Origin of the sequence: Pseudoalteromonas sp. RW-H-Ap-1 (genome assembly GCF_048318575.1) — a bacterium.
Classification (GTDB): Bacteria; Pseudomonadota; Gammaproteobacteria; order Enterobacterales; family Alteromonadaceae; genus Pseudoalteromonas.
This window is the reverse complement of the sequence record NZ_CP166996.1, coordinates 866,756-880,034: the sequence shown is the minus strand read 5'-3', so window position 1 is coordinate 880,034 and position 13,279 is coordinate 866,756. Positions and strand designations below refer to the sequence as shown.

Annotated in this window: 14 protein-coding genes and 1 pseudogene; 7 read left to right on the top strand and 8 right to left on the bottom strand. The window is 40.5% G+C overall.

The genetic code is table 11. The features are described 5' to 3' along the window. Position 1 precedes the first annotated feature (1 nt). Positions 2-610, bottom strand: a complete 609-nt coding sequence (locus tag AB8618_RS04130; protein ID WP_409424933.1) for a flavin reductase family protein — start codon at positions 608-610, stop codon at positions 2-4. A gap of 104 nt (positions 611-714) precedes the next feature. On the opposite strand from AB8618_RS04130, the pseudogene AB8618_RS04125 reads away from it, so the two are divergent. The 4 genes and pseudogenes from AB8618_RS04125 (at position 715) to AB8618_RS04110 (ending at position 3,872) form a co-directional block, all read left to right on the top strand. Beyond that, positions 715-2,222, top strand: a pseudogene (locus tag AB8618_RS04125) (deoxyribodipyrimidine photo-lyase/cryptochrome family protein). A gap of 2 nt (positions 2,223-2,224) precedes the next feature. Further along, positions 2,225-2,359 (top strand): DUF2256 domain-containing protein, encoded by a 135-nt coding sequence (locus AB8618_RS04120; protein ID WP_008108799.1) that lies wholly within the window; start codon positions 2,225-2,227, stop codon positions 2,357-2,359. 119 nt (positions 2,360-2,478) lie between these two features. Continuing rightward, positions 2,479-2,907: an OsmC family protein gene (locus AB8618_RS04115; protein WP_409425556.1), complete on the top strand. Its 429-nt coding sequence runs from the start codon at positions 2,479-2,481 to the stop codon at positions 2,905-2,907. 203 nt (positions 2,908-3,110) lie between these two features. Next, on the top strand, positions 3,111-3,872 hold the full coding sequence (locus AB8618_RS04110; protein WP_409424931.1) for an EAL domain-containing protein: 762 nt from the start codon (positions 3,111-3,113) through the stop codon (positions 3,870-3,872). Between the two features lie 61 nt (positions 3,873-3,933). Here the strand turns inward: AB8618_RS04110 and AB8618_RS04105 are convergent, their stop codons facing one another. Next, complete coding sequence (locus AB8618_RS04105; RefSeq protein ID WP_413401428.1) at positions 3,934-5,421, bottom strand: dipeptidase; 1,488 nt, start codon at positions 5,419-5,421, stop codon at positions 3,934-3,936. A gap of 162 nt (positions 5,422-5,583) precedes the next feature. Here AB8618_RS04105 and AB8618_RS04100 point away from each other — a divergent pair, with 162 nt between their 5' ends. After that, positions 5,584-5,766 (top strand): DUF2986 domain-containing protein, encoded by a 183-nt coding sequence (locus AB8618_RS04100; protein ID WP_178955460.1) that lies wholly within the window; start codon positions 5,584-5,586, stop codon positions 5,764-5,766. Between the two features lie 3 nt (positions 5,767-5,769). On the opposite strand, the gene AB8618_RS04095 is transcribed toward AB8618_RS04100, so the two are convergent. Next, complete coding sequence (locus tag AB8618_RS04095; protein WP_409424929.1) at positions 5,770-6,750, bottom strand: TDT family transporter; 981 nt, start codon at positions 6,748-6,750, stop codon at positions 5,770-5,772. A gap of 103 nt (positions 6,751-6,853) precedes the next feature. Here AB8618_RS04095 and AB8618_RS04090 point away from each other — a divergent pair, with 103 nt between their 5' ends. After that, a complete protein-coding gene (locus AB8618_RS04090) occupies positions 6,854-7,735 on the top strand; it encodes a LysR substrate-binding domain-containing protein (protein ID WP_409424928.1) in 882 nt (293 codons plus the stop codon). A gap of 78 nt (positions 7,736-7,813) precedes the next feature. Here the strand turns inward: AB8618_RS04090 and AB8618_RS04085 are convergent, their stop codons facing one another. The 5 genes from AB8618_RS04085 to AB8618_RS04065 all read right to left on the bottom strand — a co-directional run bounded on the left by AB8618_RS04085 (position 7,814) and on the right by AB8618_RS04065 (position 12,861). After that, the gene (locus AB8618_RS04085; RefSeq protein ID WP_418157350.1) at positions 7,814-9,883 is read right to left on the bottom strand and encodes a TonB-dependent receptor plug domain-containing protein; all 2,070 of its coding nucleotides are present in this window, start codon (positions 9,881-9,883) and stop codon (positions 7,814-7,816) included. Between the two features lie 144 nt (positions 9,884-10,027). Continuing rightward, the gene (locus tag AB8618_RS04080; RefSeq protein ID WP_409424927.1) at positions 10,028-10,225 is read right to left on the bottom strand and encodes a helix-turn-helix transcriptional regulator; all 198 of its coding nucleotides are present in this window, start codon (positions 10,223-10,225) and stop codon (positions 10,028-10,030) included. Then, complete coding sequence (locus AB8618_RS04075) at positions 10,222-10,644, bottom strand: hypothetical protein (protein WP_409424926.1); 423 nt, start codon at positions 10,642-10,644, stop codon at positions 10,222-10,224. The genes AB8618_RS04080 and AB8618_RS04075 overlap by 4 nt, the downstream gene beginning before the upstream one ends. Positions 10,645-10,983: 339 nt before the next feature. Beyond that, a complete protein-coding gene (locus AB8618_RS04070) occupies positions 10,984-12,030 on the bottom strand; it encodes an NAD(P)-dependent alcohol dehydrogenase (protein ID WP_413401426.1) in 1,047 nt (348 codons plus the stop codon). A gap of 117 nt (positions 12,031-12,147) precedes the next feature. Then, the gene (locus AB8618_RS04065) at positions 12,148-12,861 is read right to left on the bottom strand and encodes a DUF1499 domain-containing protein (protein WP_409424924.1); all 714 of its coding nucleotides are present in this window, start codon (positions 12,859-12,861) and stop codon (positions 12,148-12,150) included. 191 nt (positions 12,862-13,052) lie between these two features. Here AB8618_RS04065 and AB8618_RS04060 point away from each other — a divergent pair, with 191 nt between their 5' ends. After that, complete coding sequence (locus AB8618_RS04060; RefSeq protein WP_008108632.1) at positions 13,053-13,274, top strand: hypothetical protein; 222 nt, start codon at positions 13,053-13,055, stop codon at positions 13,272-13,274. Positions 13,275-13,279: the final 5 nt, after the last annotated feature.

The window sequence follows — 13,279 nt, the reverse complement described above, 5'->3', positions numbered from 1 at the left end:
TTTAAAGTTGTGGGCGTTTTAAAACAAACTTATCTTTGGTGGTGCTAAAGTAATCGCCGCCCATTTTACCTACTGCATCTAAACGTGTCGGATCTATGTAGCCATTTACCAACGTGGCGTCATCTATAAAAATTCCCACTACATCTAAGAGCATCATTTTGCCACCGCTTGGTTCATCTGAAATAGTGACCACTTCTCGAAGCTTACATTCATAGCGTACTTTTGAAGCTGCAACACTCGGCGGATTAACTAACTGGCTTGGGACTTCCTGTATGTCGACCTTATCAAACTCACTGACATTATTAGGGTAATTAGCGCAGCTTTGGTTCATTTGCTCTACTAAGGCATGACTAACAATATTAACCACACATTCTTTGGTGGCTAGTAAATTTGTCAGTGTATCTTTATTGGCTTTATCGCTGGGGTTAACTTGAGTAACACTTAACACTGCAGGCTGACAACTTGCTACGGTAAAAAAAGAGTAAGGTGCAATATTGGTTACCCCCTCACTACTTAGCGTGCTTATCCATGCAATCGGTCGTGGACTAATTCCGCCAACTAAGTAGCTATAAACAGAGCGGTTGCTGTTTTGGATTAAATCTAAAAACATTATTTCTCACTTTTAAGTTAAAAACTAAACCCTAGTACTAGACAATACGTAGTTATAGATTGGATCTTTATTAATACTACACCGTTAGCAAATAGTTTAATTTCATGCGCCAAAAAATAAACATTGTCTGGTTTAAACGCGATTTACGCTTAAGCGATCATCAACCGCTTAAACATGCGTTTAGCAATGGGCTTCCAACATTATTGCTGTATAACTTTGAGCCGCTGTTACTCGAAGATGCTCATTATAACGAGCGACATTGGCGCTTTGTGTATCAGTCGCTATGTGATTTAAACCAACAACTTGATCGCTTTAATAGCTGCGTGTACATATTTAAACAAAATATGCAGTCGTTGCTTGAAGAGCTACACACCCAGTTTGAAATAATTAATCTCTTTAGTCACCAAGAAATCGGCTTAAATAATACATTTGAGCGCGATAAAGCGATTAAAGCATGGTGCCAACATAATCAGATTAACTGGTTAGAGTCACCAACGGGGGCTGTCATTCGGGGTAAAAAAATCGCAGTAATTGGAATGAATGCTGGCAACAAACAATGCAAGCGCCAATTGCCATCCCAGATTGGAAACACATTAAAACAGTGACACTCACACACTACCAATCGCCAGAATTACCAGACAATTACACGACTGACGATGACAATTTTCAACTCGGAGGGCCGCGACTTGCCCGTGAAGTAATGCACAGTTTTTTTGCTGAACGCGGTAAGGGTTATCAAAAAGGAATATCCAGCCCAAGCTTGAGCCGCACGCATTGCTCTAGGCTTTCCCCCTATTTAGCCTGGGGCAATATTAGTCTTAGGCAGGTGTATCAAATGGCGATAGACGCATACCATTCAACCCATCCCGATAAAAAAGGCTGGAAACGTCCACTTGCTGCGTTTGTATCTCGCCTGCATTGGCATTGCCATTTTATGCAAAAATTTGAAAGCGAATGCAGCATGGAATTTAAAGCCTTAAATCCGGGCTATCATGCGTTCCCATATCGCAACGATGAGCATGTAGATCGCGACATTGAACGCTGGGCGCAAGGACAAACTGGGGTGCCAATAATTGATGCTTGTATGCGCTGCTTAAAGGCCACCGGATATATTAACTTTAGAATGCGCGCTATGCTGGTGAGCTTTGTAACCCATCATTTAAACATAAGTTGGCAGCAAGCAAGCTTCCCACTCGCTAACTACTTTTTAGACTTTGAGCCCGGTATTCATTATCCGCAAATTCAAATGCAGGCATCGGTTACTGGCATTAATACCATTCGCCATTACAACCCCATTAAGCAATCTGAAGATCAAGACCCAACCGGCGCATTTATAAAAAAATGGTGCCCCGAACTTGAAAAGCTCCCCATTGAATATTTACATCAACCTTGGGAACAAACGCCCATGGAAGCATTATTTAATGACTTTAAACTTGGTGAAGATTACCCAGAGCCGATGCTTGATTTAACTCAAGCATCTAAAGAGGCACGCGAGCGATTGTGGCAATACCGAGAGCGTAGCGATGTAAAACGTGCTATTCATGCCATACTTAAAAAGCATGTAGCCATCACTCCCTCGGTACGTAAAACCAAAAAGCAATCAGGCAAATAACCATGGCACATAAAAAACTAACCCTACCTGAAAAAATTTGCCCTGTGTGTAACAAACCTTTTGCATGGAGAAAAAAATGGCAACGAGACTGGGATAACGTTATTTATTGTTCACAGCGATGTAAACGTAGCAAATAGAGATTGGCGTTTATCTTGCAATCTCCATGTTAATGCATACATTTTTCAGCAATTATCGGATTATTTTACATACAACTGATATCAATGCTGAAAAACTTACATTAAACAAGGAGAACATGATGACAATTAAAAAAACGGCAAGCTCAAATTGGTCTGGCGATATTAAAAGTGGTAAAGGCACTATATCAACTCAAAGTGGTGCACTCGACAACCAGCCATATGGGTTTAATACTCGCTTTGAAGATAAGCCAGGCTCTAACCCAGAGGAGCTAGTTGGTGCAGCCCACAGTGCTTGCTTTAGTATGGCGTTATCATTGGCATTAGGAGAAGCAGGCTTTACTGCTGACGATATAAACACCAAAGCGACAGTAAGCTTAGATGAAGTAGACGATGGCTTTGCGGTGAGTGAAATTGAATTGGTAGTTAATGCAAAAATAGCTGACATTTCAAATGAGCAATTTCAAGCCCTGTGTGAAGACACCAAAAAAGGCTGCCCGATTTCAAAATTACTCAAGACCACTATAAAACTAACTGCAAAACTTAACTAATTTTTTAAACTAGCTATACTCTTAGCATAGCAATAAGTTTATATAAACATAATCTTATTGCTAACTTTATATAAGTGGAACAAGAACTTAATTTTGGGTTACATTAATGTTAGCTAATATAATTATGTAATGTCCCAATACTTTGTTAGGATTATAAAAAACTTAACCACCTTTTAGTGTGGGTTAAATACAAAGGTGGATGAATGAACGAAAAATCACAAAGTTGCGAAAAAGTATCTTGTAGCAACTGCGCTGATTCTAGCGAACTAGACTTTGACTTTACCATGGCGTTTCAGCCTATTATAAATTGCCAGAGCAACACTATTTATGGCTATGAAGCATTGGTTCGTGGTTTAAACAACGAGTCGGCTTTCTCTATTATTTCCCAAGTAAACGACGACAACCGCTACACCTTTGACCAACTATGTAGAATTAAAGCTATTGCACTTGCCTCTAAGCTAGGCATAAACACCATGCTAAGTATTAACTTTTTACCCAACGCTATTTATAAGCCTGAGCGCTGCATTCGTACCACCCTAGAAGCGGCTAAAAAGTACAACTTCCCTACAACTAATATTATGTTTGAATTTACTGAAGTTGAAAAAATAGAAGACAGCAGCCACGTTGAACGAGTTGTAAGCTACTACCAAGAGCTAGGTTTTAAAACAGCCACCGATGACTTTGGCTCAGGCTACTCTGGATTAAACCTACTAGCTGATTTTCAAACAGATATTATTAAACTCGATATGGCACTCATACGCGATATCGACAAAGACACAAAACGCCAAACTATTGTGCGTAACTGCTTAAATATGTTTAAAGAGCTAAACGTAATGGCACTGGCTGAGGGCATTGAAACAGTTGAAGAATATCACTGGTTAAAAAGTGCCGGTATTGATTTAATGCAAGGCTACTTGTTTGCCAAACCAGGCTTTGAGTGCTTACCAGACGTTAATTTTCAATAACATTTAGTTGTTATAAAAAAACCGCCACAAAGGCGGTTTTTTCGTATTTGCTATTGGTTAATTACATATTTCCCAGCTCTATCATCATTGCGGTGTACATACGTAAATTAAGTGCTAGTTGCTCAAGCGTAATAAATTCATGCTCTGAGTGACCTGTGTAGCGTTTACCAGGCATTGATGGGCCAAACGATACGGCATTATCAAATAATTTAGCGTTAGTACCACCACCAATAGAGACAAAATCTGCGTTTTGATCGCCAGTAAAATGTTTAAAAATATCAAGTAACTTTTGTGCATGAGGTGCGCCATCAAGCAGCATAGGTGTACCAATGGTAGTTTTAACATTGGCTAATGTTACTTTATTATCAGCTTGCCATTGGGTAAGCGCACTATTAATTTGCTGCTCTAGTAAGTCAGCCTCTTTACCCATAGGGCGACGAGCATTAACCGCTAACGTTAGGTTATTACCGTCTCGTTCAATAACTGTGGGCGCTACCGTCATTGGCCCCATAAAGTCATGCTTATACGCAATATCACCAAATTGTTTGCCGTAAATATCTAGGCCAATTAGCTGATTTACAAATTTAATGAGCTGACCGTCGCTGTTGTTTTCAATCTCAACGGTTTTAAATAGTTCAGCCAAATAAGCAATGGCGTTAACACCTGACTCTGGCTCAGATGAGTGAGCCGACATGCCTTTAACACTAATTAAAGTCCCATCTATTTGATCATCAAAGGTAAACTCTACTCTCTTAAGTGCCTTAGCTGTTTGTTTTAATTGAGCTACTAATTCAGTACTCGCATTATGCAAAGTTAAGCTGGCATCTTCAGGGATTTGGCTAGCAAAAGCACCACCCGTTACATTGCTTACATACACATCGGTTTGTGGTGATGTTGCATCAAATGTTGGCGCAATTAAGCTCCAGCCTTTTTCAGCAACCACCACGGGATATGAGGCGTCAATTGTGACTGCATACTTTGGTTGCTCATAGGTTTTCATAAATTCGGTTAAAGGCCCCCAATCAGATTCCTCGGCCAAATAAACCATCAGCTCAATGCGGTTATCAAGGGTTATGCCTTTATCTTTTATGGCTTTCATCGCATATAAAGCGGTAGCTATAGCGCCTTTATCGTCTTCGGTACCTCGGCCAACTAATTTACCCGGCTCTGAGGTATCAATAATAAATGGGCTTTGTTTCCATTTACTGGCGTTTGCAGGTTGTACATCGCCGTGAGTCACTATGGTTACTTTTTCTTTTTGCTCACCCATGCCTATGAGTACGGTATAGCCTAAATCTTGGTAGTCAAAGCCCAGTTCAGCGGCTTTCATTTTTAATAATGCTTTAAAGCCAATAAAATCAGGATTTTGTGGCGCGCTGATCTCACTTTTATTAACCGTAGGAAACGATACTAAATTAGTAAGCGTATGCACTTGTGCATTTTGATAGTTATTAACTGCGTAATCGGCCACGCTTTCACTGTGTTTATTTAATTGTGCATGAGCGCTAAACGCACATAAGGCAATACTTGCTAAAGCTAGCTTGTTCAAAACAGATTCCATTTAATTAACAACAAAGAGCATTAATTATAACCTCCTTGTAAAGTGACAAACAGCGCTTTGCGGCAGACCCACAAGCAAAGCTTATAATTTATCTAACAGCTTTGAACAAGATGCCTGTATAATGCGCAGCTCAAAATTATGGGGTTAATCATGAATCGCAGAAAAAAAATCGTTACTAAGTTTCAAAAGAAAGATAAGCGCGCTAATGCCAAGCTGCATAAAAGCAATAAACCGACTTATGTTTCAAAAGCAGAGCGCGCAAAGCTTGCTGAGCAAGATGCCGAACAAGCAATTGAGCACGGTGCTACCGAGGTAGTGCAAACAAGCGCTTAATCGTTATTGCGATAGGGTGAGAGGCTTAAATTGAGTGTTAAAAAGCTTAAAGTGAGCCAAATAACGAACCGCCACATAGCAAACTACCCCACTTGCCACAATCAATTCAAACGTTGCTAAATACTGTATTTGCTTAACAAACTGCAAATCAATTCCCACTGTATGCATCCATGAGGCGAGTTTAAATAACGCAGTAGCACCAATAACCATGGGGAAAGTAAAGGCAGCGTAACCTGGGCAAAATGGACGGCGCAGTAATTTAAAAAATGCGACGTAAATTATAAAGGTCATCAGTACCGCAATTCCAAATAACAAGCCAATAATAACCGGTGACGGCTCGCTAATAACTGTAAAGTAACCAGCTAACGATAAACTTGCTGGCGCCGCTAAAATAGCCAGTGTAGGTTGTGCAGCATCAGGAATGTGCGCAGCAAAAATGATCCGGTAAATCATCATAGGCAACATAACTGCATACATCAGCATGCCAAAATAAAGCGCCCCTTGTGCTAAAAATAGCAGAGCCGGATTCCCTGAAAACGCGACATCGGCAACAATGATCCCAACCGGCGGTACAAACCAGCTTGGCACCATATGCTCAATTTTAAATTCAATCACGCGATGAGCAATAAAGCTTATTAAAAACACCAAATGCAATAAAAATGCACCAACCCAAAGCACATCTCCCGCAAGGGAGTAAAACTGCCCTAAAGAATTAGACACCACTAAAGTAGCCATAGCAAAAGTAGGCACCACACTTCCCACAACTGGGTGGGCTAAATCGGCTTTAAGCAGCTGAGGATGTAATAAAAACTTAAGTGTTAACAATAGCAATAATACGCTCGCAATAGCGGCACCGGCATATTGTGCTACGCCATTTAGGTTAGCCATACTCTCCCAAGCCCAACCTAGGCTGGCAATACCCAATGCCAAACCGCCCATTGGTGTTGGTACACCAGATACTTTTGTTTTTATATGTTTAAACATCTCTATTCCACCCTGTGGTTGTAACTTACAGAGAAGTTTACGCTTGCATTTTGTTAAGTTAAATCTAATTATATAGAACACACGTTCATAAAAACCAAACATAATGAATATTTCACTTAAGCAACTTAAAGTATTTGTAGGCATAACCCAGCACAGCTCCCTTACAGCAGCGTCTGAATCATTGTTTCTATCTAAAGCGGCGGTGAGTATGGCGCTTAGCGAACTTGAAAAACAGTTAGGCCATCCATTATTTGATCGTGTAAATAATCGGTTATTATTAAATCAAGAAGGGCAAAAACTACTGCCCCTTGCTGATGAACTATTAAATCGGGCAAATACTATCGAGAACTTGTTTTTAGACAACGCTCCTGCCAGCGGAACTTTAAAAATTGGTGCCAGCGACACGATTGGTAATCATGTATTGCCTGCTTTGTTAAGCAACTTTAGAGCGCAGCAACAGCATTACTCGCAACAAATACTGATTTCCAATTCGACGCTTATTTGTCAAAAACTTATAGATTACGAGCTCGATATAGCACTTATTGAGGGCCAAGCCCACCAAAGCGATTTAGTCTCTAATGTGTTTAGCCATGACACCATGTGTATTATTGCGCCAATAAACCACCCATTGGCTGCAAAAAAGCAACTTAGCTTTAACGACTTAAATAGTAGCCAATGGGTATTAAGAGAAACTGGTTCAGGCTCGCGTTCTTTCTTTTTACATAGCCTTGCGCCACAAATTAAAAATTGGACGCAAAGCGTAGAGCTCAATACCACTGAAGCGCTTATAAACTGTGTAGCAAATGGCTTGGGTTTAGGATGTTTATCATCACTTGCTGCGCAATATGCCCTAAAAGATGGCCGTGTTACACAGCTTAATTTAAACCACCCCATGCAAAGGCAGTTTTGGTTAGTGATGCATAAAGACAAATACAAAAACCCACTGTTAAAGCAGTTTATAGAGTTTTGTCACAAGCAAACTTAAAAATTAATAGCAATAAACCGTCAGACTCGATTAACCTAAAATCGAATCTGACGGCTGATACTACCTTACTCTCTCACTTTAAAACGCGTAACTCATGGCTAAATTTATAGAGCGCCCCTGCCCTGCTAATTGGTTAAAGCCCTGCGACATATCTTGTTTAAACTCCGCAATACTTATGCCACCTAGTGGTAATTCATAATACTCATCCAGCAGATTGGTAATATCAACACTTACGGTAAGTGCATCCCAACTGGCTTTTGAGCTTAAATTAAGTAAATGATACTGCTCAGTTTGGTTTTCTAGACGGTTGCTATCTACGCGGGTTTTACTATCGACCCACTGCCACATGAGTGCGTTTTCAAAGCGGCCCACTTGCTGGTTAATGGCAAATTTGGTTTGCAGCGGCTTAATTTGATAAAGTGGCTGATTGGTATCATCGCGCTTACCACGGGTGTTGGTAATATTAGCTTTTAACGACCAGCTACCATACTGCTTAGACTCGTGCAGTGCTAAAACCGCATCTAGCTTTACGCCATAAAGCGTAGCATCTAGGTTATTAAACATAAGTACATTACGGGTATTAGCAGCAAGCGCTGTGCGGTTAAAGCTTCTTACTATGTTGGCATCAATATAGTCATTCACGTCGCTCACCCAGGCGTTAGCACTTATACGCCAGCTGTCGTCTTTTGCCATGCGGGTGTATGTGCTGCTAAGCGTGTGCGCAGTTTCTGGTTTAAGGTTTATATTACCAATATAGCCATTGCCATCGCCGTACCATCCAATCATGGTGGTGGCCATATTACCTACGCCCCAGCTGTAACGTTCGTATAAATTAGGCGCACGATTTTTACGGGCTAGGCCGATTTGTAGCTCGTCGTTATTGCTTAGTTGATAATTAATCAGCACGTTTGCATCAACTAAATTATCTGTTTGTTTTTTGCTTTGGTTATTAAACTTTTTAGCGGCCATTGCATCACTTGGCATCGCCATAGCCATTGCATTCATTGCAGCCATGCCTGGGTTGTATGCTTGCACATCATCAGTGTTGGTCATTACATTTTCAAATCGAATGCCTGCATTTAACCACCAGCGAGTATTTAGTTGGCTTTCATATTCTCCAAGCACTGCAATACGCTGACGCCGGCCATTATTAATATTTTTATAGTCATTTGGTCCCATCATCATTGAGCCCTCAACTGCAGGCCACCAGTCATCTAATTTCATGTGGTGATACTCTTGCGCGAGTAGTAACTGGCTGTTGTTATCAAGCGCTAGTCGCCATTTTAACTGAGTGCTTATATCTTCGGCGTCGGTTTTCATTGGCATTTTTCCGGTTTTTTCTGCGCTAAAAAAACCCATTTCATGCTTTACATTATGCCAATTTAACTGCGCTTCAAGCTCACTGTTTGTAAAAGCACGCTGATACTGGGCAACAGCGCCATAGCTGGTGTTATCTGTCATATCCATATATTGGTTAGCAAAACCTTGATAGGGTATTTTTTGATGGCTTAGCTTAACCACTAATTGCTGCTTATCATCTCGCATGGCAGCACTTAAACTATGGTTTTGCGCGCGGTATAGGGTATCGAGCACTAAATCGCCGTTACCATCTTCATAACTGTTAGCATCGCTAAAAGCACCTTGATAATTAAAACTAAGTACATCGCTGGCAATGCGCATACCTGCGCCGACCTTTTTGGCGTTATCAAGGGTGTTATACTGGGCTGACACATAACCTGAATGCCATGCAAGTTCGCTGTTTTCACTGTACTGAGGTGAAATAGAATTAACAGCAATCACACCTGCAATATTATCGCCTCCCGCGCTTACTGGAGAAACACCTACAACAACTTTGTAGCTGCTAATTTGATTAGCTGAAATATAAGACAGTGGCGGGTTCATTTGGTTAGCACAGGCGGCGGTAATTTGCGCCCCATCGACCAGTACCGCCACTCTATCGCCCATTAAACCATTTAAAACAGGTAAATTGGCCATGCCACCAGCGGCAGAAAAGTCCACTCCTAAATCGGTTAATAACGATTCAGATGAGCCTAATGATAGATGTTTATTTTGTGCTTGGCCGTGCACTTCAATCACTTCAATTGAGGTGTCATCTGCAAAAGCAACTGGCGATAATACGCTACTTATAACAAGCGCTAAAGGGGATAATAAATAAGGGGTTAAAGAATTTTTTTATCAGTCATTATTGATTTACCACAAAATTTTTGTGGGTAAATTATACGTGCTGTAGCAATCTAAAAAGCGCGACATATTGTCGCACTTTGTTAATTTTTAACCATGTTCGTCGTCAAAAATATCTTCTATTTTTAACTCAAACAACCTTGCTGCTTTAAAGGCCAGTGGCAAGCTGGGATCAAACTTACCTTTTTCAATCGCATTAATGGTTTGGCGAGAAACATCAAGTAGCTCGGCCAACCTTGCTTGGGTGTAGTTATGCTCGGCTCTTAATACCTTTAATCGGTTTTTCATTCATCACCTGCACAATAGTGTTTGTTAAGTACATACACGCTAATTAAATACACTGCCCCCATTAAAAACATTAAATCGGGTATTTGTGCTTTAAAATCAATTAAGCCACTCAATTGCAAGTTAGTGTACGCAAGCCCACCTACCAATATTGCACCTAGAGTAAACCCCATGGCACTGAGATGTATTTTTTGCATCAGCTCATCCATCCCCTGTAAGTAACGCTTGTTAGCTAAAATCATTACAATGCCGGCTACCACATTTACAACTATAAAAAAGCCGCTAATTATCTCTGCGCGATCCCAAATTAATGTCGGGCCAAAGCTACATAATGCTAAGGTGAGTAACCAAATCAAGGTACATTTAGCTAAGTAGCTAGTATTTTTAATTTGGCGTTGTTTTAAATTTAATTCTGTTTTCATTGCCTTTATCCTGTTTTTAAAAGTAATGTTTACTTTACAAATATCATTCAGACCACACAAAAAGTCAAGTTAACATTACATTTAAACCTAATATTCCTTGTTTTTTAATGAGCGAGTGGCTTACAAAGCTATATAAAGCAGCCTTTTGTTTACGCAAGGTGCACAACCGAATCAGACCGGCTATGTTGCAGGAGCATTATTTTTAGCTGGGTTATTTATGTGGTGGCTTAGCTTTATACAAATAAACAATAATAACGCGAAACAAACGGCTGCAGCGTATTAAGTATAAAAAAAGAGCCGCGTATCGCGGCTCTTGTTATACTCAATTATTTTAATTAGTTACACGTCAATCGACGCCATATCAATAACAAAACGGTAACGCACATCTGAGCGCTCCATGCGCTCATAGGCGGTGTTAATTTCATCTATATTGATCATTTCACACTCAGGTAATACATTGTGTTCACCGCAAAAATCGAGCATTTGCTGTGTTTCTGCAATGCCACCAATTAAGGATCCTGCCACACGACGACGACCCATTAACAATGGCACTGTGTTTAGCTCATCTACAGGGCCTACTTGGCCAACAATCACTAACGTGCCATCAATATCAAGTAGCGGTGTATACAGTGATAGGTCATGCTTTACTGGTATAGTATCAATGATCACATCAAACGCTGATTGTGCATTTTTCATTTCATCATCGTTGTTCGACACTAAATAGTGCTGTGCACCTAGCTCAATAGCATCCTCTTTTTTAGATTCAGTACGGCCAAGAACAGTAACCGTTGCACCCATTGCCACGGCATTTTTAACCGCCATATGGCCAAGCCCACCAAGGCCGACAACTGCAACACGGCTGCCTTTTTTAACACCCCATTTGTGCAGCGGAGAGTAAGTAGTAATGCCAGCGCACAATAAAGGCGCCACTCGCGAGAGCTCTAAATTTTTAGGCACTGAAAGCACAAACTCTTCGCGAACTACAACATGCTTAGAGTAGCCACCTTGAGTCATTTCACCGTTTATTCTGTCTTTGCCACTGTAAGTACCAACCATGCCTTCACGACAAAATTGCTCTTCGTGATTATGACATTGGTCGCAGCTTTGACATGAGTCAACCATACAGCCTACAGCAACGGTATCGCCTTGCTGATATTTAGTAACATTGCTACCAACCGAAATTACTTTACCAACAATTTCGTGCCCTGGTACTAATGGGTATTTACTGCCACCCCAATCGTTTCGCACTGCGTGTAAGTCTGAATGACAGACACCACAATATAAAATCTCTATTGCTACATCGTTATTTCGTAAATCGCGGCGCTCAAAAGAAAACTCTGTAAGTTCAGAACCTTGGCTTTTTGCTGCATATCCGACTGTTTTCATAATAACTCCATAGTTTATTAAAATTTATAACTCACACAGTATGCATTATCAGCTCTGAACATGAACTGACGTAGCAACTGCAAAAAACCCAGCATAATGCTGGGCTATTTTTATCAATTACTGCACCACAACGGCGTTTAACTCGTCAATCAGAGCTTTAATACGCTGGGCATTTTTGCCTAAATCACTTTTACCTATGCGAGATTTACTGCGTATGTCTACCACACGCTTACTGCCTTTGTCGTTAATACGCACGACAACATCATCTTTAAAACCAAACCAGGTTGTGGTGTCTGTGGCTTCAACAATGCCATTATTAACATCACTATTAACCAGTTCCCAACCAAGGTTTTCCATGGCTTTTGTTGTGGCTGCCACTAACTCTAGTTGCGTTTGGTTGTACTCGAGCGGTTTTAGCTCTGGGTATGCTTTTCGTTGTTGCGCTGCAGTTTCTTCACCCGCGTAAGCAACAGGGTTGGGTGCATCAGCACGCAAAGGCACAACCGCAACAAACTCAGGTGGGTTAATTAAATCGGTAGAAATATCATGAATTGGCGGAACACTTTTTGCTGTATTCATCATGTTAAGCGGCATTGCAATAGCAACAGCTGCAAAAATAACCGTGATCACTGCACTGGCAAGGCTTACTGTTTTACGCATGAATAGCACTTGAACTAATAATAAGGCTAATGCTGCCCCACCAACATAAACACCTAATCTAAAACCGGCAAAAGCAGTGCCCAGTTCAACAATATTAAATTTATAAAGGGGTCCTGATAGCACCACCATTAAAAAAGCGATAAGCCCAACTAAGGTCACTAAATGTTTCATTGCCTACTCCGTTATTGTTATATGGTTATTGTTTTTTAAACAGCTTTATACTGTTAACATTCCAATTTAGATTACTATGACCGATAAGTATCTATAAAGTGATAATTTATTACCCTTTTAAAGTAGATAACTTGACTCCTTGGTAAAAATCAACAAACTACGGGGGTAAAATTATCAGGGTATTATTATTTATGAAAACAGAGATTAGTTACCGATTTGAGTCATCACAAGTGGCTAACCGCTTTTTACACGAATTAAAAGATTGGCCAGTCAATGATGTAAAAACACGTCTTTTTAATGGCGGCGACAGCGTTAAAGTAAGTTACGAATATGATGAAAGCGGATTTGATTATACCGTTGCAGAACTTGATGATTTAGCCGAGCAACACGGCGGACAAGAAGTATCGAGTTAAGATAC

Bases quoted from the DNA above. Each gene is read 5' to 3' on its own strand.
- AB8618_RS04130 (WP_409424933.1), bottom strand. From the start codon at position 610: ATGTTTTTAGATTTAATCCAAAACAGCAACCGCTCTGTTTATAGCTAC.
- AB8618_RS04120 (WP_008108799.1), top strand. From the start codon at position 2,225: ATGGCACATAAAAAACTAACCCTACCTGAAAAAATTTGCCCTGTGTGT.
- AB8618_RS04115 (WP_409425556.1), top strand. From the start codon at position 2,479: ATGACAATTAAAAAAACGGCAAGCTCAAATTGGTCTGGCGATATTAAA.
- AB8618_RS04110 (WP_409424931.1), top strand. From the start codon at position 3,111: ATGAACGAAAAATCACAAAGTTGCGAAAAAGTATCTTGTAGCAACTGC.
- AB8618_RS04100 (WP_178955460.1), top strand. From the start codon at position 5,584: ATGAATCGCAGAAAAAAAATCGTTACTAAGTTTCAAAAGAAAGATAAG.
- AB8618_RS04095 (WP_409424929.1), bottom strand. From the start codon at position 6,750: ATGTTTAAACATATAAAAACAAAAGTATCTGGTGTACCAACACCAATG.
- AB8618_RS04090 (WP_409424928.1), top strand. From the start codon at position 6,854: ATGAATATTTCACTTAAGCAACTTAAAGTATTTGTAGGCATAACCCAG.
- AB8618_RS04080 (WP_409424927.1), bottom strand. From the start codon at position 10,225: ATGAAAAACCGATTAAAGGTATTAAGAGCCGAGCATAACTACACCCAA.
- AB8618_RS04075 (WP_409424926.1), bottom strand. From the start codon at position 10,644: ATGAAAACAGAATTAAATTTAAAACAACGCCAAATTAAAAATACTAGC.
- AB8618_RS04070 (WP_413401426.1), bottom strand. From the start codon at position 12,030: ATGAAAACAGTCGGATATGCAGCAAAAAGCCAAGGTTCTGAACTTACA.
- AB8618_RS04065 (WP_409424924.1), bottom strand. From the start codon at position 12,861: ATGAAACATTTAGTGACCTTAGTTGGGCTTATCGCTTTTTTAATGGTG.
- AB8618_RS04060 (WP_008108632.1), top strand. From the start codon at position 13,053: ATGAAAACAGAGATTAGTTACCGATTTGAGTCATCACAAGTGGCTAAC.